The sequence below is a fragment of the Shewanella sp. 10N.261.52.F9 genome (genome assembly GCF_041471165.1).
In the GTDB taxonomy this organism is placed as follows: Bacteria; Pseudomonadota; Gammaproteobacteria; order Enterobacterales; family Shewanellaceae; genus Shewanella; species Shewanella marinintestina.
Window position 1 is genome coordinate 38,409 of sequence record NZ_JBFRNX010000022.1, and the last position, 23,587, is coordinate 61,995.

Below are 23,587 nucleotides of genomic sequence, written 5' to 3' on the forward strand. Positions count from 1 at the left end.
ATTAAGCTTGTTCGTTTTGAGCCGCTTGAATCGCAGTTAGAGCGATAGTGTAAACGATATCGTCTACTAGCGCGCCGCGTGATAGATCGTTCACTGGCTTACGCATACCTTGAAGCATTGGACCAATAGAGATCAAGTCAGCACTACGTTGTACTGCTTTGTATGTTGTATTACCCGTGTTTAGATCTGGGAATACGAATACAGTCGCTTGACCAGCAACAGGGCTGTTAGGCGCTTTAGAGCGTGCAACGTTTGGCATTACTGCTGCGTCGTACTGTAGAGGGCCGTCGATCATTAGATCTGGACGTCTTTCTTGAGCAATACGAGTCGCTTCACGAACTTTATCTACGTCAGAACCTGTACCTGAACTACCGGTAGAGTAACTGATCATGGCAACGCGTGGCTCAATACCGAATGCAATTGCAGACTCTGCAGATTGAATCGCGATATCAGCTAACTGCTCAGCGCTTGGATCTGGGTTAATCGCACAGTCACCGTAGATGTATACTTGATCAGGCATTAGCATGAAGAAGATAGACGAGACTAGGTTTGAACCTGGTGCAGTTTTGATTAACTGTAGTGGTGGACGAATTGTGTTCGCTGTTGTGTTAACCGCACCAGAAACAATACCGTCTACTTCGCCTTGAGCAAGCATCATAGTACCTAGTACCATGTTGTCTTCTAATTGCTCTTTAGCAACAACTTCAGTTAGGCCTTTACCACGACGTAGCTCAACCATAGCTTCAACGTAACGGCTGCGTGATGTTTCAGGATCAACGATTTCTACGCCTTCACCTAATACAACACCTTGTTGGCTGGCAATACGTTCGATCTCTTCGCGGTTACCTAAAAGCACGCAACGAGCGATACCACGTTCAGCACAAATAGCTGCAGCTTCGATTGTTCTTGGCTCATCACCTTCTGGCAGTACAACAGTCTTACGCGCAGCACGAGCAAGTTCAGTTAGCTTGTAACGGAATGCAGGTGGCGATAGACGGTGTTCACGTGGAGAGTTCTTAGTGATGCTCTCAACCCAGTTTTGGTCGATGTGGCTGGCAACGTATTCTTGAACTTGTTCAATACGTACAGCGTCATCTACAGGCACTTCGTGGTCGAAACGCTGGATGTTTAACGCTGTTTGCCATGTGTTAGTATCGATTAAGAATACTGGTAAGCCTGTTTCGAAAGCTTGTTCACAAAGCTCCATGATCTGTGGCTCTGGCTCATAACCGCCAGTAAGTAGTAGTGCGCCCACTTTAACGCCATTCATCGATGCAAGACATGCAGATACGATAACGTCTGAGCGGTCGCCTGAAGTCACTAGTAGTGAGTCAGTTTTAATATGGGTAACCATATTCGGGATGCTACGTGCACAGAAAGTCACTTTACGCATACGGCGAGTGTTCATCTCACCAGCGTTGATGATTTTAGCGCTTAAGTGCTTAGCAAGATCTGATGCACGTGGGGCAACAAGATCTAGGTTGTAAGGCACGCTACCTAAAATACGTAGTGGGCTCTTACCTGGAAGTTGGAACATGCTTGCTGCGTCTGGGCGCGGCATTTCGTCATGGTCAAATACTTCTGATAGGTCAGGGCGCGCGCGACCTTCGTCATCAACCGGTGCGCCAATTTTGTTGACGATAGCACCAATTAGACGCTTGTTTTCAGATCCACCCCAAGAGTTATGAGAAATCTCTAGGCGGTTCATTAATGCTGTAGCACTTTCGTTGCCTGGTGTAGCAACAAAGATGATGTCTGCATCAAGTGCTTTAGCGATTGCATGGTTAACATCGCTAGAGAAAGGATGGTTACGAGTTTGCACCAAACCTTCAACGATCAAGGTTTCTGTATCATCAGCACATTCTGTTGCACGAGCAATGATCTGCTCCATCAACACGTCAGTTTGGTCTGCACGAATTAGCTTTTCTGCATGTTCCATCTCGAATGGCTCAAGCGGATTAACAGTTGGAGACTTGCTCAAAATTGTCGTAGAGCGCTCTGGACCATTGTCGTTTGGACGTTGTTGGGCGATTGGCTTGAAAAAGCGTACTTTAACGCCATGGCGTTCAAGTGCACGAACCATACCTAGGCTGATGGAAGTTAAACCCACGCCGGTACCCACTGGAATGAGCATAATGTTACGAGACATATTGACCTCTTGAAACTCGGTGATGCCATACAAAGTATGACTAAAATCTTTACTGCGCTAACTACGGCTAATACTGAGTATTAGCCGTATTTTTGCTTTATTACTTGATTAGCTCGATTGCGTCTTGCGCAATAACCCACTCTTCATTAGTAGGGATAACCATAGCAACAGTACCTTCATCAGTAGTGATTTGGCCACCGTTACCGAAACGAGCTGCAGCGTTACGCTCTTTATCAACGTTGAAGTTGAAGATCGCTAGAGAGTTAAGAACTTTCTCACGGATTAGATCAGAGTTTTCACCGATACCACCAGTGAACACAACTGCGTCAAGACGCTCTAGTGGCACAGTGTAAGAAGCGATGTACTTAGCTAGACGGTAGCAGAAGATTTCTAGTGCTAGTGTCGCGCCTTTGTGACCACTTTCAAAACCTTCTTCGATGCCACGGCAATCGTTAGTTAGTTCAGAAATACCTAGTAGACCACTTTGCTTGTTAAGTACTGACTCAACTTCGTCAAGTGTGTAACCTAAACGGTTAACTAGGTGGAAGATAACTGAAGGATCAACGTCACCACAACGTGTACCCATTACCAAACCTTCTAGTGGAGTCAGACCCATAGAAGTATCTACACTCTTACCGCCTTTAATAGCAGTAACAGATGCGCCGTTACCTAGGTGAGCACAAATGATGTTTGTGTCAGCTTCGTCTTTACCTAGTGCTGCAGCAGCTTCGCGGCTGATGAATAGGTGGCTAGTACCGTGCATGCCATAGCGACGGATTGCGTTTTCGCGGTATAGCTTGTATGGCAGTGCGTAGATGTATGCTTTTTCTGGCATAGTCTGGTGGAACGCAGTATCAAACACAGCAACTTGTGGTAGTGCTGGGAATGATGCTTGAGCTGCACGAATACCGATTAGGTGAGCTGGGTTGTGAAGAGGTGCAAGTGTTGCACAGTCTTCAATACCGTGAATAACTGATTCGTCAATGATTACTGAGCGAGTGAATTTCTCACCGCCGTGTACTACACGGTGACCAATTGCTTGGATCTCTGCAGCGATTTCTGGGTGAGCACCTAGAATGTCGTTAACAATGTATTCAACAGCTTCTCTGTGAGCAGTGAAAGCACCTAGGCTAGCTTCACTTTTCTGGCCGTTAACTTTCCATTTGATTCTTGAATCTTCAAGACCAAAACACTCAGCTAGACCTGAAATTTGGTCATCGCCAGTTAGCGCATCAATAACTGCAAACTTTAGAGATGAACTACCACAGTTAAGTACCAGTACCAGTTTGTTTGACATGTTTAAACCTTTTGCAATAAATAGTGGATCCGTTTGATCCACCCAGTAACAAAACTTCTATGGCAACTATAGCCGAAGTCGTAAAGTATGCTCTTCAAAAGAGCAAAATTTGTGTCATACTCTGCGCTAGCCCTTGGGGCATGCTGAGTGTTTATGCTAAAGTTAGGCTGTTCTTTTTATTTATAGGTGCCATCTTTGAGCATTCAAGTTCTCAAAACCTTGGGCGAAGGTCGTCGTTATATGAAGACTTGGCCTATGGTTCGACAACTCAGTTTTTACTTTCCTGAGTATCGCGTTATGCGAGCCACTAAACTTGCTCTACCGTTAATGCCATTATTGGCCATATTAGCGGCAGCGAGTCAGCTATACTTGCACGGTTGGAGCTATTTACCCCAGGCGATAACTATCGCGTTATTCTTTATCAGCTTGCCTATTCAAGGCTTACTTTGGTTAGGTTGGCGTGCTCGCCATCCACTGCCGCTTTCATTACTTGATTGGGGCAATCAATTATCGACTAAATTAATCCAATTAGGTGTTAATTGCCGACCGCTTGGCGCTAAAGCATGTTATTTCGATATGGCACTCATTTTAAAGGCCGCTTTCGAGCGCTTAGACGCTAGCTATTGGGAAGAGCTGTAGCACTTCCCGTTTTCCCCGCAATATTAATAAACTGCGTTAATACCTAAATTGGTAAAAGTTTGCTTTATCAGTTCCATGGTCTCTTTACTAGGTGGAGAAATATCATTAAGTTCATATTTCTCTCCCATCGCTTCCCACTTATGCTTACCTAGTTCGTGATAAGGGAGTAACTCGACCTTTTCCACGTTAGTCATAGGTTGAATAAATTCAGCAAGAGCCTGCGCTGATGGGATATCGTCGGTGTAACCACCAACTACCACGTATCTAATCCAAGTTTTTTGCCCACGCTTGTGCAGGTATTCTGCAAACTGAAGCGTACGCTGGTTGCTGACATTGGTTAGATCGATATGCTTTGCATCATCAATCTGTTTGATATCTAGCATCACCAAATCTGTGTTATCGAGTAATTCATCGATAATCGGTGTGTGTTTACGAACAAAACCGTTGGTATCAAGACAGGTATGAATACCTTCTTTTTTACAGGCTTTGAAAAGCTCAGCTACGAAGTCTGCTTGTAAAATTGCTTCGCCGCCGCTTGCGGTCACACCACCGCCACTGGCTTCAAGAAAAGGTCGATAACTAATGATTTGACTCATTAAGTCATCGACTTTCATTTCTTTACCACCGTGTAAGTCCCAAGTGTCGCGGTTATGGCAGTATAGACAGCGCATTAAGCAGCCTTGCATAAAGGTGATAAACCGAATGCCCGGACCATCTACTGTTCCAAAAGATTCTATTGAATGAATCCGACCGATAACTGCCATCTATACTCCTGTTTAGCTGATGCTGGCTTAGCCTAGCATCAGCCCAATCGACACTTAATTAAACTTACAGACCTTTAGTAAAGGTACGGGTAATAACGTCTTGCTGTTGCTCTGGTGTTAGCGAGTTAAAACGTACTGCGTAACCAGAAACACGGATAGTTAACTGTGGGTACTTATCTGGGTTAACTACTGCGTCTTCAAGCATTTCGCGGTTCATAACGTTAACGTTTAAGTGTTGACCACCTTCACGGTTATCGTTGTGAGCGAAGTAACCATCCATAAGCGCTGCAAGGTTAGTCTTACGTGCATCATCATCTTTACCTAGTGCGTTAGGTACGATAGAGAAGGTGTAAGAAATACCGTCTTGAGCGTGAGCAAATGGTAGTTTAGCAACAGATGTTAAAGAAGCGATAGCGCCTTTTTCATCACGACCGTGCATTGGGTTAGCACCTGGAGCAAATGGCGCGCCAGAACGACGACCGTCAGGTGTGTTACCCGTCTTCTTACCGTAAACAACGTTAGAAGTAATGGTTAAGATAGACTGTGTTGGGATCGCGTTGCGGTACATCTTCATGCGACGGATCTTAGCCATGAAGCGCTCAACTAATTCAGTAGCGATATCATCAACACGTGGGTCGTTGTTACCGAACTTTGGATAGTCGCCTTCGATGTCGAAGTCTACAGCAATACCGTTTTCATCACGGATTGGCTTAACAGTAGCGTACTTGATAGCAGCTAGAGAGTCAGCAGTGATAGAAAGACCTGCGATACCACACGCCATAGTACGACGTACATCTCTGTCATGAAGTGCCATTAGAGCAGATTCATAAGAGTACTTGTCGTGCATGAAGTGGATAGCGTTTAGTGCAGACACATATTGTGTTGCTAACCAGTCCATCATAGTGTCTAAACGACCCATAACGTCATCAAAGTTTAGTACTTCGTCAGTGATTGGAGCTGACTTAGGACCGATTTGAGCGTTAAGTTTTTCGTCAACACCGCCGTTAATTGCATACAGCATAGTCTTAGCAAGGTTTGCACGCGCGCCGAAGAATTGCATGTGCTTACCAACAACCATTGGGCTTACACAACAAGCGATAGCGTAATCGTCAGATTCGAAATCTGGGCGCATTAGGTCATCGTTTTCGTACTGGATAGAGCTCGTATCGATAGATACTTTAGACGCGTACTTCTTGAAGTTTAGCGGTAATTGCTCAGACCATAGAACCGTGATGTTCGGCTCTGGGCTAGGACCCATGTTGTACAATGTGTGTAGGAAACGGAAGCTAGACTTAGTTACTAGTGTACGACCGTCAAGACCCATACCAGCGATAGACTCAGTCGCCCAGATTGGGTCACCAGAGAATAACTCATCGTATTCAGGAGTACGTAGGAAACGAACCATACGTAGCTTCATTACGAAATGGTCAACCATTTCTTGAGCTTGTTGCTCAGTGATCACGCCATTTTTGATGTCGCGTTCAATGAAGATATCTAGGAAGCTAGAAGTACGACCTAAAGACATAGCCGCGCCATTCTGGCTCTTAACTGCAGCTAGGTAGCCGAAGTAAGTCCACTGAATAGCTTCTTGAGCATTAGTCGCAGGTAGAGAGATGTCGAAGCCGTAGCTTGCTGCCATCTTCTTCATTTGACCTAGAGCTTTATGCTGCTCTGCAATTTCTTCACGAAGTTGCATAGTATAAGACAAGTTTTCGCCAGTTTCGAAGTCAGACTGAAGTGAACTGAATTGAGCAAACTTGTCCGCCATTAGGAAATCAATACCGTATAGCGCTACACGACGGTAGTCACCAATGATACGACCACGGCCGTATGCATCTGGTAAACCAGTCAAAACGCCAGACTTACGACAACGCATGATTTCTGGAGTGTAGATATCGAACACACCTTGGTTGTGTGTCTTACGTAGCTCTGAGTATACGTATTTAACGTCAGCGTCTAGTTCACGGCCGTATGCAGCGCAAGAACTTTCAACCATACGAATACCACCGTTTGGCAACATAGCGCGCTTAAGCGGAGCTTCTGTTTGTAAACCAACGATAGTTTCTAGATCTTTAGTAATGTAACCCGCTTCGTGAGAAGTGATTGTTGATACACGTGAAGTATCAAAATCTACAGGAGCGTGAGTGCGGTTTTCTTCTTTAACGCCAACCATAACTTTGTCCCAAAGTTCGGTTGTTGCTTCAGTAGCACCAGCAAGGAAAGACTCATCGCCTTCATAAGGAGTGTAGTTAGCTTGAATAAAGTCACGCACATTGACTTCAGTTTTCCAATCGCCAGCGGTGAAACCTGCCCACGCGGTTGCAAACTGTTCAGTTTTTTCGGTCATCGTACAATTACCTTCTGTTTGAGATAAGGTTGTTGGGTATCGATATTGGCTCTAAATGAGGCGTGCGATACACCAATAGTAAATTCTTAAACGCGTTAAACATGAATTCATATTGACGCGTTTCGAAGTAATTTCACTTCGCAGTAATCTGTTCAGTTCAATTGTCTTGTATTCTCCAGCACTCATCTCTGGCTGAAGATTAAAATTGGTAAGACCAATTAACCATGATTATATTAGCATAACCTAGGATGCACTGCACTTAAATCAGTCTTCATCTGGCTGAGAAATGCAAAAACTGTTACCGAGGTAGCACTTTTTGAACGATAGCTGCTTTTAGTGTCTCAGGTTTATTGCTTGAGTTTAAAACTGGTCTGATTTTCGCAGGTTACTTAAAGTGAATATGTAAGCCTATGCTCAGAGTTTCAATATCAAGCTAACTTCTTGCTAGAAATAATGCTTTAACAATAAAAGCTCTATAAATAGCATCGAAATTATAGATGAAAAATTACCTCTGTTACCAATGTCGGTCTAGTTAGTAAGCATTTAATTGTGAGCTTGAAGTTGAATACATATGAATCAACTTGGCTAAAAAATAACGGCTAAATGTGTTAGTCAAGCTGTAGTAATCAATAAAGTGGTCATTTAATTGTTTAGCTAAGACAATAAACCACTATCTTTAATGCTCTAGTCGGTGTGAGGTTGCTAACTTGTAACCTGTATGTATTTACCGGTTTTAGGGGCAATACGGCAAAACTGCTCAGGTCATATTTTGTAAGAGTGATATTACAGCTTTAACTGGAAATGGCATGTTGCGATAAGGGAAAGTGCTACCGCGATAGTCGAGTGGGCTTTTGGCTGGCTAATAATAATGGCTATAGGCGACACGGATAAATTTGGAGATTTTTTTAGTGATTATAAAGCAGCTGCAACCTATTCCGAATAGCATCCGTTATCACAAAAGATATGTTTTTTTTGTATATCTGTAACCGAGAAAAACCAGTACAGCAGGGCGATTGTATTGCAGTAAATGGCTCTTCCCATCAACGAATCGACATAAATGAATGGGATAAACTCGTCATAATTAGATCTAGATTAAACTATGATCATATTTTGCTATATTAGTAAGGCGTTTTTAATGCCTTTATTTTACAGCTATGTTATCTTGGCTTACATAAAATCAAATTGGTATGACCAATTTACCTTTGAGGCGCTAACCCTCATTGAACATACTGGTTTTGGTTCTGTATTTTTAAGTCTTGTTTAGACTGTAAGTGATTGATGAATATTGGGGTTGTGGAGAAAGTTTATGTTATTTGTATTCGGTTTTGACAGACGTAACCATATTGGGTGGATTAAATGACTGTGAATCACCAGCCAAACAAGGCACCTGACACTTTGTCTGCAGCTAAATTGAGCCTCGTTGAACAAGCTGCGAGTTATGGCGCAGATAAAGTTTTCAAGTCTAAGAAGCAATCTTTTGGACTCGCTATTTTTGCGGGTGCTTTTATTGCTTTGGCTTTTGTTTTTTATATTACCGTCACTACCGGTAGCCAAGGTTCTTGGGGGCTAACACGTTTTATAGGCGGTTTAGCGTTCAGTTTAGGTCTGATCCTAGTTGTGGTTTGTGGTGGGGAGTTATTCACCAGCACAGTGCTTAGTAGCGTTGCTTGGGCACAGAAAAAGGTTAGTACTCTAGCGGTAATGAAGTGCTGGGCACGCGTGTATGCCGGTAACTTTGTTGGCGCTATGTTGATGGTGTTACTCATCACGCTAGCCGGGATGTACCAACTCGATGGTGGACGTTGGGGATTAAGTGCACTGAATATTGCACAACATAAATTGCATCACAGCTGGACTCAAGCATTTGTCTTGGGGATTTTATGTAACATGATGGTTTGCCTTGGTGTATGGATGACATTTGCCACCAAAGATATTTTAACTAAAGTTGTACTGCTTATGTTGCCAGTTGCTATGTTTGTTAGCAGTGGATTTGAGCACAGCATCGCCAATATGTTTATGGTACCGCTAGGGATCACTATTCACCAGTTTGCTGATCCTGCCTGGTTTGAAGCATTAAACATTAGCCGTGATAAGTTTGCTGATTTAACGATAATGAACTTTGTCTTCAATAACCTTATCCCTGTCACGTTAGGTAACATTGTCGGTGGCGGTGTATTTGTAGGCTTGGGCTATTGGATGGTAGAAAACAGCGCGCTAACAACTCTATCAGTTAATGAAAGCACGCAGTCTGTTGATGCAACGACTCGTGCGGACTCTGCAAGTAAGCGTTAGTGCTTGGTTACTAGGTGTTAGGTTTTTCTTAAATAAAGCAGTTCAGATGAGCTGCTTTTTTATTGGTTACGAAAACTGTGTTTAGTGACTTTATATAATGATCCGTAGGTTTTTATTAGTGATGAGAATTGAACGCGAATCATGTTTTTACTAAATGGCCCGCAGATAGCTGGTATCGCTGATTATTATTGATTAAAATTTACGGCTTACACCAGCAGTGGCGCTCCTCATATATGAGTTTACTTACAAAAACCTCATTGTTACTCGCTTTTAGTTACTTTTTCCTTTGGTGTGCCGGCCCTTTATGGTTGCAACACCTTGGAACTTGGTATGGTTTACCCTTATGGTTTTGGCTTTCCTGTATTGCTACGCCAATATTATTGATAGTCAGCCTTAGTTGGTTGCTGAGCCGTATGACTGAAAAACATAATGACTAGCTTAATTCCGGTATTAATTTATTTAGCGCTTAGCTTAGTGATCACTCGAGTCTGGAGTGCCCGTCAATCTAGCCAGTCAGCATTACTTAATGATGATAAAGCGAAACGTTTTTTCATAGGTGGTGCTTTTCTTAGTGGTCCATTATTAGCGTTAACACTTGTTGCAACCTACACCAGTGCCGGGTCATTTATTGGTGGTCCTGGGGCTGCTTATAAATACGGCTTAGGCTGGGTATGGCTTGCTGTGATCCAAGTGCCAGTGGTTATTTTAACGTTAGGTGTATTAGGGCCTAAGTTTTTAGCGCAAAAACAACGATACAGCACCATTATTGAATGGTTAGACAATCGCTATAACAACAACTGGTTAAGTAGTATAGCTATGCTAAGTTTAGTGATTGGCTTTGTGGCTATGATTGCGGTGCAATTTATTGGCGGTGCACGTTTGCTTTCAGGTGTTACTGGCATAAGTTATGAATTAGGTCTTGGTGTGTTTGTCGTAACCGTGCTGGCTTATACATTAACCGGTGGCTTTCGCGCTGTAGTTTTAACTGATGCGCTGCAAGGCATGGTAATGCTGATGGGGTTAATTATCTTGTTGATGGTTATTCTTTCTCAGCCAGATTTAGCGAGCAAGCTTGCATCTGAGACCTCAAATACACCTGAATTACTCAGTCCTCATGGAGTCGGTGATGCCCTTGGCTGGCCTATGATGTTGTCGTTTTGGGTGTTAATTTGCTTTGGAACTATGGGTTTACCACATACTATTGTCAGGTTGCTTGCGGTGAAAGATAGTAAATCATTGAAGCGTGGCATGATTTGGGGAACATTAATCTGTTTTTTAATGACACTCATCCCACATCTATGTGGTTTTCTCGGTCGCATTCTTTTTCCTGAATTAGTGATCCCAGATCAAATCATGCCAACGCTAATTGCGCAGCTGATGACGCCGTTTTGGGCAGGGATTTTACTGGCAGCCCCTATTGCGGCAGTAATGTCATCAGTGGACTCAATGTTATTGCAATCTGCAGTGAGTATCGTGCGTGACGGCATTGTAAAAACTAGACCCAATATGACTCCTACTCATCAAGTTCGATTAACGCAAGTAATGATGATTGTCATCACGGCATTAGCTTGTTTTTGGGCAATAGAGCCACCAGACATGATTGTGTGGATAAACCTTGCGGCATTTGGTGCTCTGCAGGCCGTTTTTTTATGGCCTATAATAGCCGGACTATTTTTCCCTAGTGTCAGTGGTCAGTCGGCTTTGATTGCTATGTGCAGCGGAATGCTGAGTTATTTGGCCTTACAGCTACAAATCCCCTTGCAAGCGGGTATACATCCAATTGTTCCTGCACTGGTGTTTTCACTATCTATGTTGCTGCTCAATCATATCATCGAACATGCGCTTGCTAAACGAACTGTGACTAATCAGTAATACGAGGGGCTGTATTAATCCCTAAGTAAAGGTATAACTTATGAAACGCTAATGTTATGGCTTAATGTTAGTTGTACATAAATAGGTTAACCCCATGCTGGTCAAGGGCTAGACATTGGTTTATATTTGCCGCCATATAATAATAAAGTGGAAGCAAAATGGATCCTGTTAGCCCAATAAATACTAGCAACGAGCAAGCAACTGCCTCTGGTGTAAGGTGGAAAATGCCTGACACTCTCGTCATCATCTTTTTTGTCGCCATTGCGGCAGCCGTTCTGACTTACTTTGTACCGATAGGCTCTTTTGACACTCAGGAAGTGACTTATGTTGTTGACGGAGTTGAAAAAAGTCGTAGCGTTATTGATCCAAACTCTTTTGTCTTTGAAGTTGATGATGCAGGAGAGCCCATTTTAAAGCCCGTTGCCTTATTTGAAGGACATGGCGGCGCAGGCTTTTTTAATTTTGCCTTTGAAGGTTTGGTATCGGGCTCTAAATGGGGCAGCGCTATTGGCGTGATCATGTTTATGTTGGTTATTGGTGGTGCGTTTGGCATTGTCATGGCTACAGGCACCATAGACAACGGCATATTAAAGTTGATTGATGTGACACGGGGAAAAGAGGGACTGTTTATACCGGTTATCTTCATCCTGTTTTCGTTAGGCGGTGCAGTATTTGGCATGGGCGAGGAGGCCATCGCATTTGCAATTATCATTTGTCCACTGATGATTCGTTTAGGCTATGACGGTATAACAACTGTTATGGTGACTTATGTTGCCACCCAAATAGGTTTTGCCGCATCGTGGATGAATCCATTTAGTGTTGCAATCGCTCAAGGTATTGCTGGCGTTCCGGTACTTTCTGGAGCGGGTGTCCGCTTTATTATGTGGACGGTCTTTACCTTAATGGGGCTAATTTTTACCTTACGTTACGGCGCAAAAGTAAAAGCTAACCCTCTGCACTCATACAGTTATCAAAGTGATAGCTATTTTAGAGAAAATCAAAAAGAAGCCAAGTTAGATAGTCGTTTTAATCTCGGCGATATTTTAGTGCTGTTGACGATTTTTGCTACCGTTGCTTGGATTATTTGGGGCGTGGTTACCCAAGCCTGGTTTATCCCTGAAATCGCCAGTCAGTTTTTCACTATGGGTATTGTTGTCGGTATTATTGGTGTGGTGTTTAAACTTAATAAAATGGACATTAATACGGTCGCGGTAAGCTTTAAGCAGGGCGCTGCAACCATGTTGGAGCCGGCTGTACTGGTTGGTTGCGCCTCCGGTATTTTATTATTACTTGGCGGTGGTGATGCTTCGACTCCAAGTGTGCTCAATACCATTTTGAGTAAGGCTGGAGAGTTTATTGGTCAGTTGCCAAGTGTGATGTCTGCTTGGTTTATGTATGTGTTCCAGTCGGTGTTTAATTTCTTTGTAACATCTGGATCAGGCCAAGCAGCGTTAACTATGCCGCTAATGGCACCGTTAGCTGATCTTGTGGGGGTCACGCGGCAAGTATCTGTACTCGCGTTTCAACTTGGTGACGGCTTTACCAATATTTTAGTACCGACTTCAGCTTCTTTGATGGCGACCTTAGGTGTCTGCCGCGTTGACTGGGGCCAGTGGCTTAAGTTTATCTGGCGTTTCATGTTAGCGTTATTTGTTGTTTCAAGTGTTATCGTTATTGGTGCGCATTACTTGGGTTTTAGCTAACGATTAAATAGAGCACGATACTTTTACATAACGCTGTTTAAGCTCCCTTTCTGGGAGCTTTTTATTAATCACAATTATAGATTGGCATTATATTTTTAATTATTTTCTCATCAAAAATTTTTTGATTTTAGTCATTTAGGCGGCCTTACTTTAGACATAAAAAAACGGCACCTAAGGTGCCGTTTAAAATACTATCAGGTTAAGTGAGCTTAGCTTAGAACTTCACTTCACCTTCAATAAAGTACTCTTGACCACGAGCATTGTAGATCCCACGTGGGTAATGAGGCCACTGAGTATCAGTTGGGTCAAAGTTTGGACCCGCATCAAACAAGTTAATGATACCTGCTTTTAGCTTAATAGACTCTGAGATAGTGTAGCCCGCAGTTAGGTTCCACTTAGTTTGTGAAGCCACTTCATGATCTTCTTCAACAAACGCTTCACCTGCATTTTCAGCAGCTTCTTTGAAAGATTTGTACTGTACACCATGCATACGCGCTGTGTGGTAAGCGCCTAAAGTCGCCTCAAAATCTTCAATGTAGTAACCCAAGATTAAGTTTGCACGATACTGTGGTAAACCACCGTTTTCGATATCATCTTCAACAGGATCAGTTGAAGTTAACTGGTACTCAGAATTGATGATATAGGTACCGCTAAAGTTAAGCTTAAGCTCACCAAAACTATTTAGATCCCAAGAATAACCTGCTGTTAAATCTAAACCGCGAACCTTTTGGTAAGCAAGGTTTTGTGCAACAGCATTAATGTGAGTAATAGTACCTTGGTCGTCACGGGTGATCATGTCTTCATACAGCTCATAATCACGAGCGGCTTGAGAAGCGCTGATGTCGCTGACCATGTCATCAAGTTTCCATTCCCATAAGTCAAATGAAGCGTCAAATGAATCACCGCCCCAAACAGCACCTATGTTAGCAGTATAACCTGTCTCAGCATCAAGCTCTTGGTTAGCACCGGTTGTGGTATCAATGTGTAATTCATTACATACCGCATTCAGCAGTTCATCAGGATAAACGGTACCTGGTGTACCGCCCATAGCTGCACATTGCTTAAAGTCGATTACAGTCGTAAATGCATCTGTTGGATCGCCGTATACACGGTGCATATCTGGTGCACGGAATACTGAGCTCCATGAACCACGAACTAACAGCTCTCTAACAGGGCGGTATTCAACAGCAATTTGTGGCGAAAGATTACCGCCAAAGTTATCGTAATGGTCGTAACGAAGTGCTGCATCGATTGTTAAATCATCTAATACAGGGAAGCTAACTTCAGCATAAGTCGCCCAGTTTTTGCGTTCACCAGCACCTGACGAACCACCTTTGCCTAAGATATTGCCATTTTTAGACTCTGAATCAGAGTCTGTTTCGTAGTCTTGAATCGTGTATTCAGCACCAAACGCGAACATCGCATCGCCAGCATCCATCTCAAATAAGGAACCTGTGATGTTTGCTTGTACGTTCTTTTGGGTAGACTGAGCACGTTCAAATGAGCTGTAAGCCACTTTATCTGCATCTTCTGCTGAGATATTTTCTAACAGAGAGTTACCGTTTTCGCCTGCAGTGATGTAGTCAAACATACCGCCAACAGTCGCGTTACCGCTGCCGAAAACATCGACACTGGTGCGACCGTAGTTTACTGATGCATCCCAGCTGTATTCGTCAGCAATTAAGCCTTCCAAGCCTGCGGTAAAGAAGTAGTTACGAGTTTTGGTTTCTGTTGAGCGATGTCCTAACTCATGTAGACGACGTGCATAGTAATATGAGCCGTCTTCTGCATTGGCAAAGTCGCCACCAAGACCTGTGTCTTTGTCGAACTCTTTGCTCATGTACCCATCTTTGCCAATTTGACCATAACTGACAGTTAGTTTGTCACCATCAACTGTGATGTCGTAATCATCAAATGCTGAAGGCTCGATGTTAGTAACAGACTTAGCTTCTGCAAAATCTAAACGTCCGACAAAGCTAACATCTTCAGCTAGTTCATAGTTGAAGTTGGTTGAGCTGATGAAACGTGTACTTTCAGGTTGAAGATCACGCCATGCAGAGCGATCGAAACCACAAGTGCTGCCGGTCCAAAGGAATCCGCCAGCTTCACATTCTTGTTCAGTTAATACGCGCTGACCCGTTGGAGTTTCGCCGCCTACAGGCTTAACACCTGCAATGCGCGCACCGTATGAGCTGTAGCCAGAAAACTCACTATGTGGAACATTGTCGGTATGAAGACCAAAGTTATCTCTGTCAGATGCTAAAAGAGACTGGTTGTCAGTAAATTCGATAAAGCTAGATACGTTACCTCTGTCTGAAGACGCACCCAATGATAGAGAAATACGGTCACTTGCACCGCCACCGTTAGTGGTATCGCCATGACGGTATTTAAGGGCTACACCTTCAAAATCTTTCTTTAGAATGATGTTAATTACCCCACCTACTGCGTCAGCACCATAAATAGCTGAACCGCCCGATTGTAGGATTTCAATTCGTTGTACCGCTTCCATAGGCAGGTTAGCAGTATCAACAAAGTTGTCTGTTCCGCCAGCGGGTTTTGGATATTGGTTTAAACGCTTACCGTTGATAAGGGTTAAGGTACGGTTTGCACCTGCACCACGTAGGCTGATAGAAGATGCTGCAGGTGTGAATCCGTGTACAGACTGAGTTGTCATCGCGCCAGTTGTCGAAGTTAGGCTTTCTAATGCCTCTTGAACGCTAGTGAAACCCTGTTTAGACATTTCATCAGCGCTTAACACTGTGACTGGTGTGGCTGTTTCCATATCGCTACGTTGAATACGTGAACCTGTAACTTGGATACGTTCTACATTTTCATCATCGGCTGCAAGAACTACTGGCGAGCTAAGTGCTGCTGTTGCGGCACCTGTAGCTAACGCAAAGCGGATTGCTTTGGCCAATCTTGAGTTAAGCTGCATATCTTTTACTCCCTTGGAACTCATCATCATTATATTTTTTATTTAGGATTTGCTTTTTAAGATGTTGCAAATGTATCTAAAAGCTATTCCTGAGGCGGGATATAAACACAAGTAAATAACTGGAGCAACATGCTATTTACAGGTGTGTTACGGTGTGGTTTGTTGGTTTATTGTTGCCACGATTAACTTATTTCACCCTTAATATTAACTTTTGGTGTTTAGCTGTACTGCAGGTGTTGCATTTGTTGTTTTGGTGTTGCGTATGGGTTTGTTTTTTGGGGTTGATTGTTTGCCGTATGGTTTCTTTTATTGGGAGTGTACAGCTGTTTAATCTTGTTAGTATGAGGGTGAACAAAAAACGCCAAATGTGAAGAAGGTCACGTTTGGCGTTTAGCATTTAAAGTGCAAAGTAAAAAAATATGAGGAGATCTAAGTAATAACCTTGGGCTCAGCCTATTAAAAAATGAACAAACTCATATACCTGATTACTAAATTACGCTGCGCTTAAGGATGCTACCTTTGTAGTGAAACAGATACTTTGTTGCAACATAAGTGACAACTAGGGTTGCTACAATTAATTCTACTTTGGCTGTAATTAACAAATCTGCTGAAACATTGTTGGCACCGAATGTAGCGACTATCCAGTTAACAGTTTTAAATAAGGCGGTAGCACCGATCACCATAGGGAAGGTAAATGCCGCATACCCTGGTGAAAAAGGCAGTTTTAGTAAGTGGAAAAAAGCCAAGTAAATCACACTTGTCATCAGTAACGCTAACGTTAGCAATACTCCTACAATAATTAGAGATGGCTGCGAGGTCATTGTTAAGTATCCAGCAAGAGATAAGCTCGCAGGCGCAGCCATAATCGCTATTGTTGGCTTTGCTGCATCGGCAATTGGCTCACAAAATATCAGGCGATATAACATGATAGGTAACATCACCAAGTAGCTCACCATACCAAACATCAATATTGCATCAGCGAGCCATTGATATTGCATTTCAGAGCCATGAGGGAAAGATACAGCCGCGACAATAATGCCGATAGGGGGAACAAACCAACTTGGCACCATATGCTCAAGTTTGAAGTCAATTGCACGATAATAAATGAACATGCTTAGAAAGCCGATATGGATGGCGATAGCAGTCAACCATAAAGCGACGCCAACAGCATGATTGAATTTCCCCAGAGCTGCAGAGACAACCATTAAGCCCATAGCAAAAGTAGGGATCACACTGCCCACTACAGGGTGGGTCAGCTCTTCAATAAGTACTCTAGGGTGAAGTACAAATTTCGCGACTAACATCAGCAACATAACTGCAGCAATAGAGGCACCGACTAGTTGGCCTTGACCATTTAACCCTGGAACCATGCTTTCCCAAGCCCAACCAAGGCTTGCGATAGCTAATGCTAAACCTGCCATTGGACTAGGTAGACGTGAAACACGATGTCTAAGAGTTTGGTTATTTGTGCTGGTCATAATGAAATCCTTCTAACAATCTTTATGAGATTATATTAGCGAACACGCTAATTAATTAAAATTGAAGTTAAGTTAATCTTGGGTTCAATTTTTCTTAATCGCCGTGTTCGCTTGAAGTTAAGGCTTGCGTTTACAACGCAGCAGAGTATGCCCAAGACCAATGTTATCGATATCTTCATCTACAAATAAACCCGCTTGGCTGATTAATTTAAGTAGCGTTTTACTGTGATACATACGGCTATTACCGTTGGCAATGGCGGTAAAATATAGCGAAGTTGCATTCACACAATAAGCACCGGCCTCAAAGGGTTGGCGATCCCAGAAAGTTTCTAAAATACACAGCTCACTATTTGGTTTCATAACCATAGCTGCACGTTTTAATATGCTAAGGATCTCTACTTCAGAAAAGCAATCTAAGAATTGGCTCATCCAATATAGATCGCCGTTTTCACAAAAAGGTTTTTGCTCGTCTAAAAGATCAGTCACAAAAGCATGTACTCGCTGTTCAACGCCAGCATTTTCTGCATTTTCCATTGCAACTTTTAATTGTCCCGGTAAATCCATTATGGTGACTTGTACGTCTGAGTTATAACTAGTACAAGCGAGAGCCCACTTACCAGTATTACCACCCACATCGACAATAAGCTTAGGCTGTGCTTGAAAAATTAACGGCAACAATGACTCAAAAGCATGGTCTGAATAGTAATGATCAAACTCAAACCAACTCTTTTTTATCTCGTCTGGTAGTTGGCTTAAACCGGGATAAATAGTAGGCCAATCACCAAGTGAAGCTAGACCTTTAGGTTTGCCCTCTAATAAAGAAGCCTCTAGTTCAAACAAACCTTGGTAACAAACGTCATGGGTAAAATTTAAGTTCACTTTCGCCATATCGTCATGCAATAAAAAGTGGCCAATCTTATCCAATACGTAGGTATCATCTTTAAGGTAAAGCAAACCCATACTAAGTCCCATATCGACTAGCACACCGATTGCATATTCAGATAGTTCAGACTGCATGGCTAAGGCATCTAGGCTACAGCCTTTATCACCGTGTTCAGAGATTAATTGCAATAGGTTAAATTTCAAAAGGCAACGGGCAACTTGAAAGCTAATAGGGGCGAAAGCAATTTTCTGAGCTTCAAATTTTGCATCAAAAGCGCTGATAGAAAGAGGAGAGCGATAAAAGGACATAAGTTAACCGAGATAAGCGATGACATAATTAGTGAGGCGCGCATTTTACATGTTACAGTTTGTTTATTGTTTGAACTTGATCTGACTTCAGGTGCTAAGTTGGCCTGTTACAGCTGAAGAAGCCCTTTTATAACGTTAGCAGTCCATTTTTAGCAATTAAGGAAGCGAATATGCTGGAAGCATTGACCTATGTTGGTCGGCAATCAAATCGAAGCGATGGACAAGCCCGCAGAATAGAGATTTTAGAAGCCACTTTACGTCTTATCGTCAAAGAAGGGATCCGAGGTGTTCGGCACCGAGCTGTGGCGAGTGAAGCATCGGTGCCGTTATCGTCAACAACCTATTATTTTGACGATATTAAAGATCTTATTAGTGATTCGTTAACTTACTTTGCTGAAAAAACCTTATGGATGAATAAAGCGTTAGAGCAAAAAAGCTATGGATTAGTTGAACAAGTCTTACTCGAAAAGCAAAGCGCTAATTCACTGCAAGTTAAAGACTTTATTACCTCGCAATTGAGTCAATTCATTTGTGAACATATCAAAGCGCAGTTGGCTCATAAGGACGATAGGATCTTAGAGGCTGCTTTTCATGAAGAGGCGCTTCGTAACCCACAGTTAGCTGCGGCAATTAGAGCGCTTGATAATAGTTTTATTAGTAGTATCGATAACTTTTTTCGGGCATTAGGCTCTCACTCTGCCAACGCAGATGCTCACCAAGTGTTAGCCATCATCAAGTTCTTAGAGTATCAGTATCTGATTCGTGGAGAGATTAACGAAACAGAGGTGTTTGATATAATTAGCACAACGGTGGGGCACATCGTTAAGGCACTACAAAATTAATGTTTGATAAAAGGCATAAAAAACCCCAAGCAATACTTGGGGTTCTGTTTAACGAAGGCTGAATTTACTGAACGTTTTCCGCATCACTAAATTGGCCTTGGAATAAGGCTGAAGATAAGTAACGTTCTGCAGCAGAAGGTAGGATCACTACAATGTTCTTACCTTCAAATTCAGGTAATGCTGCAATGCGGTTAGCAGCGACGACAGCGGCGCCAGAAGAAATACCGACTAAAATCCCTTCTTCTTTCATCAAGCGCTGTGCCATTTCAATCGACTCTTCGTTGGTTACTGCTTCTACGCGGTCAACAAGATTCAGATCTAAGTTACCAGGGATAAAGCCCGCACCAATGCCTTGAATCTTATGAGGCCCAGGTTGCACTGTTTGACCAGATAAAGTTTGTTGGATAACAGGTGAATCTACAGGCTCAACGGCAACAGATGTAATTGCTTTACCTTGAGTATTCTTAATGTAACGGCTAACACCTGTGATAGTGCCACCAGTACCAACACCTGCAACAACTACATCAACTTCACCATCGGTATCATTCCAAATTTCTGGACCCGTTGTCTTCTCATGGATCTCTGGATTAGCAGGGTTATTAAATTGCTGCAGTAGTACGTATTTTTCTGGGTTTGATTGTCTGATCTCCTCAGCTTTATCAATCGCGCCCTTCATGCCTTTAGCGCCTTCAGTTAATACAAGGTTTGCACCTAATGCTTTCAGCAGTTTTCTGCGCTCTAAGCTCATGGTGTTTGGCATAGTTAGAGTTAGTTTATACCCACGAGCGGCTGCAACATAAGCCAACGCAATACCTGTGTTTCCTGATGTTGGTTCAATAAGCTCTTGTGCTTGAGTTAGGGTGCCTTTTTTCTCGGCATCCCAGATCATATTTGCACCGATACGGCACTTAATGCTGAAACTTGGGTTACGTGCTTCCACTTTAGCAAGCACTCTACCATTACTTACACGGTTAAGACGGACAAGAGGGGTGTTACCAATTGTTTGTGAATTATCTTCAAAAATTTTGCTCATGGGTTGCTTGCTCCTTTAAATGCACAGCTAAATCATAATAGCCTTTGGCCACATTAGAAGTGATTGTTTGTTCTTCGTTATTCTTTTTGGTTATTAAAGCGTTTGCTGTTATTCGTAAACATCAGTGTGACCGAACCATTCTTAAGTTAACATAATGTAACTTATAGGTAATTCATTCTTTTAAAAGTCTAATTTTACCTAGCTAATTAACCCGAATTTACTGTTAATGGGAAGTAAATCATGAGTCAGCAAGCAATTTGTAAACATGACGACCCAAAGACGTGGGTAACTCCATTTGCTTTTGATGTTGCCCCCAATATTCTCTACATGCCACTCGCTAGCCCATTAAAGCGCGGCTTAGCAATGATTATTGATGGCTTGCTAGTTGCTGTATTAGCTGAAAACGCCGGCTGGATGTTTGTGTTTTTGGTTTTAGCGACATTGTTTATCCAAAAACAAAGCAAACAAGTTGGCCGAGTATTTAAATGGGCTCTGTATATCGTCATGTTGCTTGGTTTAGTGTCTGCTGTAATCGGTTATTACAATAATATCGATGAACAAGTTCAAGATGCTGGTTATCAATTACAAGATCAAGATAGCGACCAATTCCCGCTTATTACCAATAGTGGTAACAACCAGAGTATTGATACTCGTGTGGGGGAAGAAGTTGAGAATAACTTTAACAGTGTGATAGACATTGTAGCCTATATGCCAGCAATTATTTCAGCAACTCAATGCAGAGATATGTCATGTGCTCAAAGTCGTATCGATGATCTGGATCAAGCGTTAACCGAATCAAGTTTTAGTCAAATAGAGCAACAAAGCATCGTTACTAATGTCGTGAACGATCTAGCTTTAACAACACTCGAAAAGCAGCAATTATTGCAAAAGTATACTGATGACATAGAAGCAAAAGCGCCAGAGTTACCACTAACGGAACCTAAGTCGAATGATAGTGATAATGCATCGACATCAACAAAAGGAACAAATACCGGCACTACAGAGCGGTCACTTACTGCGCAGATTATTGAGTTAACAAAAGCTGAAAAACAGTTAGCACAACTGGAACAACAAAACGCAGAGCTAGAACCAAAATTTACTGACGTAAATAATGCGGATTCTCAAAATGATAGTGATGTAGACGATCAAGCTAGCAGTGCGAGTCCGTTAGCTTGGATACAAGGGCTACTAAATGATCTTGGGTTGGGTTTTGGTTGGGCAGCGTTTTACTTTACGGTATTTACCGCGTGGTTTGACGGGCAAACACTCGGTAAGAAATTACTGGGGATCCGAGTCATTCAACTTGATGGTGTGAAAATTTCATTATGGGCTGCATTTGGACGCTATGGTGGATATGCGGCAGGATTTACAACTGGGCTATTAGGTTTCTTACAGATCTATTGGGATGCCAATAGACAAGCTATACAAGATAAAATATCAGCCACTGTGGTGATCGATATTCGTAAAACAAAGCATCAAGCGGCGGTGGAGCATCAACAGTCGTCCGAAGAAAATGTTAATTTGCAACTTAATAACGCTGCAGATATTTGACATTAGTGATACCGTTTTTTATCAACACGGGGTAAGCTGGTGAATATAAACGTATATATAAATTTATGATGGATAATATTTTCCGTTTCAATAAGAGTTTTTAACCGAAAATCAGCTACCAATGGGTTTAAATACCCCTACAGCAACTGAATCTATAACAAGAATAAAGCAGGGTTAAAAAGTTTGAGAGAGCGTTCGGAAAGAGGAGAGCAGCTTGCGAATTTTAGTGGTCGAAGATAGCCAAGTCGTGTCGCGGGTGATGCGTCACTTACTCATCCAAGAGTTAAATTGCGAAGTGGATGTTGCACCAGATATGCTCAGCGCAAAAGAGTTACTGGATCAGCATGAATATTTTGTTGCGATTACCGATTTAAATCTACCTGACGCTCAAGAGGGCGAAATCGTTAAATTTGTGCTGGCCAAGCAGATCCCTTGTATTGTGCTTACAGGGAGTTGGGATGCTGAGCAGCGTGCACGTTTACTGCAGCTAGGCATTGTCGATTACGTGTTTAAAGAGAATCGATTTAGCTATGAATATACCGCTAAGCTAGTTAAGCGTTTACGCCGCAATCAAAGTGTAAAAGTACTCGTCGCAGATGACTCAATGGTGAGCCGCAAGTTTATTCGTAGCTTATTGGAACAGCACTTGTTTCAAGTTATTGAGGCTGATGATGGGATCTCGGCATTAGAAACCTTAAGTGATAATCCAGACATTAAACTGCTTATTACTGATTACAATATGCCAAGGTTAGATGGCTTTGGACTTATTATTAAAGTGCGTGAGCAACTTAGCCGTGAAGAACTTGCCATTATTGGTCTATCTAGCGATAGCGATGAAAGTTTGTCTGCACGCTTTATTAAGAATGGCGCCAATGACTTTTTACAAAAGCCCTTTGTACATGAAGAGTTTCACTGTCGAGTATTAACTACATTAGATGCACTTGATATGGTAACGAGGTTATGGGAGCAGGCCAACCTTGACTACCTAACTAATGTATTTAATCGCCGCTATTTCTTTAATCTATATGAAGAAAAACTTAATGTATTTTCGCAGAAGAAGGGCGCATTATCTCTAGCTCTGCTTGATATTGATTTTTTCAAGAAAGTGAATGACACCTATGGCCATGATGTTGGCGATGAAGTACTGATTGAGTTTTCCAATCGTTTACAGCAATCTTTTGGGCAACATTTCACAGTCGCTCGGATCGGTGGAGAGGAGTTTGTTGTTGGGTTTAAAGGACTCAATGTTGAAAAATCCTACGCACTGTTGGATAGGTTTAGAATGCAACTGGAAGTCACGCCTATTGCCACGTCCAAAGGACCGTTGAACATTACTGTGAGTACTGGTGTAAGCGAGTTTAATTTCGATGAGAATGTCGATGAATTACTTAATCGTGCAGACATTGGCTTGTACGAGGCTAAAGCCAATGGGCGTAACGTGGTGTGTATTGCGCAAGTCTCGTAGTCGCAGATAACCCATTAAAAAAGCAGCCT

The 23,587-nt window shown here is 42.5% G+C and carries 15 protein-coding genes; 7 read left to right on the forward strand and 8 right to left on the reverse strand.

Annotation, left to right across the window (positions count from 1 at the left end):
• Position 1: 1 nt before the first annotated feature.
• Together pta and ackA are read right to left on the reverse strand one after the other, a co-directional pair.
• Positions 2-2,149 carry a phosphate acetyltransferase gene (pta, locus tag AB4298_RS14300; protein ID WP_371987230.1) on the reverse strand — a complete coding sequence of 716 codons (2,148 nt, stop codon included), beginning with the start codon at positions 2,147-2,149 and terminating at the stop codon, positions 2-4.
• 100 nt (positions 2,150-2,249) lie between these two features.
• Complete coding sequence (gene ackA / locus AB4298_RS14305; protein ID WP_220782488.1) at positions 2,250-3,446, reverse strand: acetate kinase; 1,197 nt, start codon at positions 3,444-3,446, stop codon at positions 2,250-2,252.
• 195 nt (positions 3,447-3,641) lie between these two features.
• Here ackA and yfbV point away from each other — a divergent pair, with 195 nt between their 5' ends.
• A complete protein-coding gene (yfbV, locus tag AB4298_RS14310; RefSeq protein WP_249000143.1) occupies positions 3,642-4,085 on the forward strand; it encodes a terminus macrodomain insulation protein YfbV in 444 nt (147 codons plus the stop codon).
• 23 nt (positions 4,086-4,108) lie between these two features.
• Here the strand turns inward: yfbV and pflA are convergent, their stop codons facing one another.
• Together pflA and pflB are read right to left on the reverse strand one after the other, a co-directional pair.
• Positions 4,109-4,849, reverse strand: coding sequence for a pyruvate formate lyase 1-activating protein (pflA, locus tag AB4298_RS14315; RefSeq protein WP_249000142.1), 741 nt, complete (start codon positions 4,847-4,849; stop codon positions 4,109-4,111).
• 64 nt (positions 4,850-4,913) lie between these two features.
• The gene (gene pflB / locus AB4298_RS14320; RefSeq protein WP_249000141.1) at positions 4,914-7,196 is read right to left on the reverse strand and encodes a formate C-acetyltransferase; all 2,283 of its coding nucleotides are present in this window, start codon (positions 7,194-7,196) and stop codon (positions 4,914-4,916) included.
• A 1,356-nt stretch (positions 7,197-8,552) separates the two neighbouring features.
• Here pflB and focA point away from each other — a divergent pair.
• The 3 genes from focA (at position 8,553) to yfcC (ending at position 13,063) form a co-directional block, all read left to right on the forward strand.
• On the forward strand, positions 8,553-9,488 hold the full coding sequence (gene focA / locus AB4298_RS14325; RefSeq protein ID WP_371987231.1) for a formate transporter FocA: 936 nt from the start codon (positions 8,553-8,555) through the stop codon (positions 9,486-9,488).
• Positions 9,489-9,917: 429 nt separating this feature from the next.
• Positions 9,918-11,360, forward strand: coding sequence for a sodium/pantothenate symporter (panF, locus tag AB4298_RS14330; RefSeq protein ID WP_371987232.1), 1,443 nt, complete (start codon positions 9,918-9,920; stop codon positions 11,358-11,360).
• A 158-nt stretch (positions 11,361-11,518) separates the two neighbouring features.
• Positions 11,519-13,063: a putative basic amino acid antiporter YfcC gene (yfcC, locus tag AB4298_RS14335; RefSeq protein ID WP_371987233.1), complete on the forward strand. Its 1,545-nt coding sequence runs from the start codon at positions 11,519-11,521 to the stop codon at positions 13,061-13,063.
• 214 nt (positions 13,064-13,277) lie between these two features.
• On the opposite strand, the gene AB4298_RS14340 is transcribed toward yfcC, so the two are convergent.
• From AB4298_RS14340 to AB4298_RS14350, 3 genes are all read right to left on the reverse strand, one after another.
• Positions 13,278-15,998, reverse strand: a complete 2,721-nt coding sequence (locus tag AB4298_RS14340) for a TonB-dependent receptor plug domain-containing protein (RefSeq protein ID WP_249000136.1) — start codon at positions 15,996-15,998, stop codon at positions 13,278-13,280.
• Between the two features lie 488 nt (positions 15,999-16,486).
• Positions 16,487-17,476: a TDT family transporter gene (locus AB4298_RS14345; RefSeq protein ID WP_249000135.1), complete on the reverse strand. Its 990-nt coding sequence runs from the start codon at positions 17,474-17,476 to the stop codon at positions 16,487-16,489.
• 117 nt (positions 17,477-17,593) lie between these two features.
• Positions 17,594-18,667, reverse strand: a complete 1,074-nt coding sequence (locus AB4298_RS14350; protein WP_371987234.1) for a methyltransferase — start codon at positions 18,665-18,667, stop codon at positions 17,594-17,596.
• Between the two features lie 170 nt (positions 18,668-18,837).
• Between AB4298_RS14350 and AB4298_RS14355 the strand changes: the two genes are divergently transcribed.
• Complete coding sequence (locus AB4298_RS14355; protein WP_371987235.1) at positions 18,838-19,509, forward strand: TetR/AcrR family transcriptional regulator; 672 nt, start codon at positions 18,838-18,840, stop codon at positions 19,507-19,509.
• A 64-nt stretch (positions 19,510-19,573) separates the two neighbouring features.
• On the opposite strand, the gene cysK is transcribed toward AB4298_RS14355, so the two are convergent.
• Positions 19,574-20,542, reverse strand: a complete 969-nt coding sequence (gene cysK / locus AB4298_RS14360) for a cysteine synthase A (protein ID WP_249000132.1) — start codon at positions 20,540-20,542, stop codon at positions 19,574-19,576.
• A gap of 240 nt (positions 20,543-20,782) precedes the next feature.
• On the opposite strand from cysK, the gene AB4298_RS14365 reads away from it, so the two are divergent.
• Positions 20,783-22,093: an RDD family protein gene (locus AB4298_RS14365; RefSeq protein WP_371987236.1), complete on the forward strand. Its 1,311-nt coding sequence runs from the start codon at positions 20,783-20,785 to the stop codon at positions 22,091-22,093.
• A gap of 214 nt (positions 22,094-22,307) precedes the next feature.
• The gene (locus AB4298_RS14370) at positions 22,308-23,558 is read left to right on the forward strand and encodes a response regulator (RefSeq protein WP_249000130.1); all 1,251 of its coding nucleotides are present in this window, start codon (positions 22,308-22,310) and stop codon (positions 23,556-23,558) included.
• The last annotated feature ends 29 nt before the right edge of the window (positions 23,559-23,587 follow it).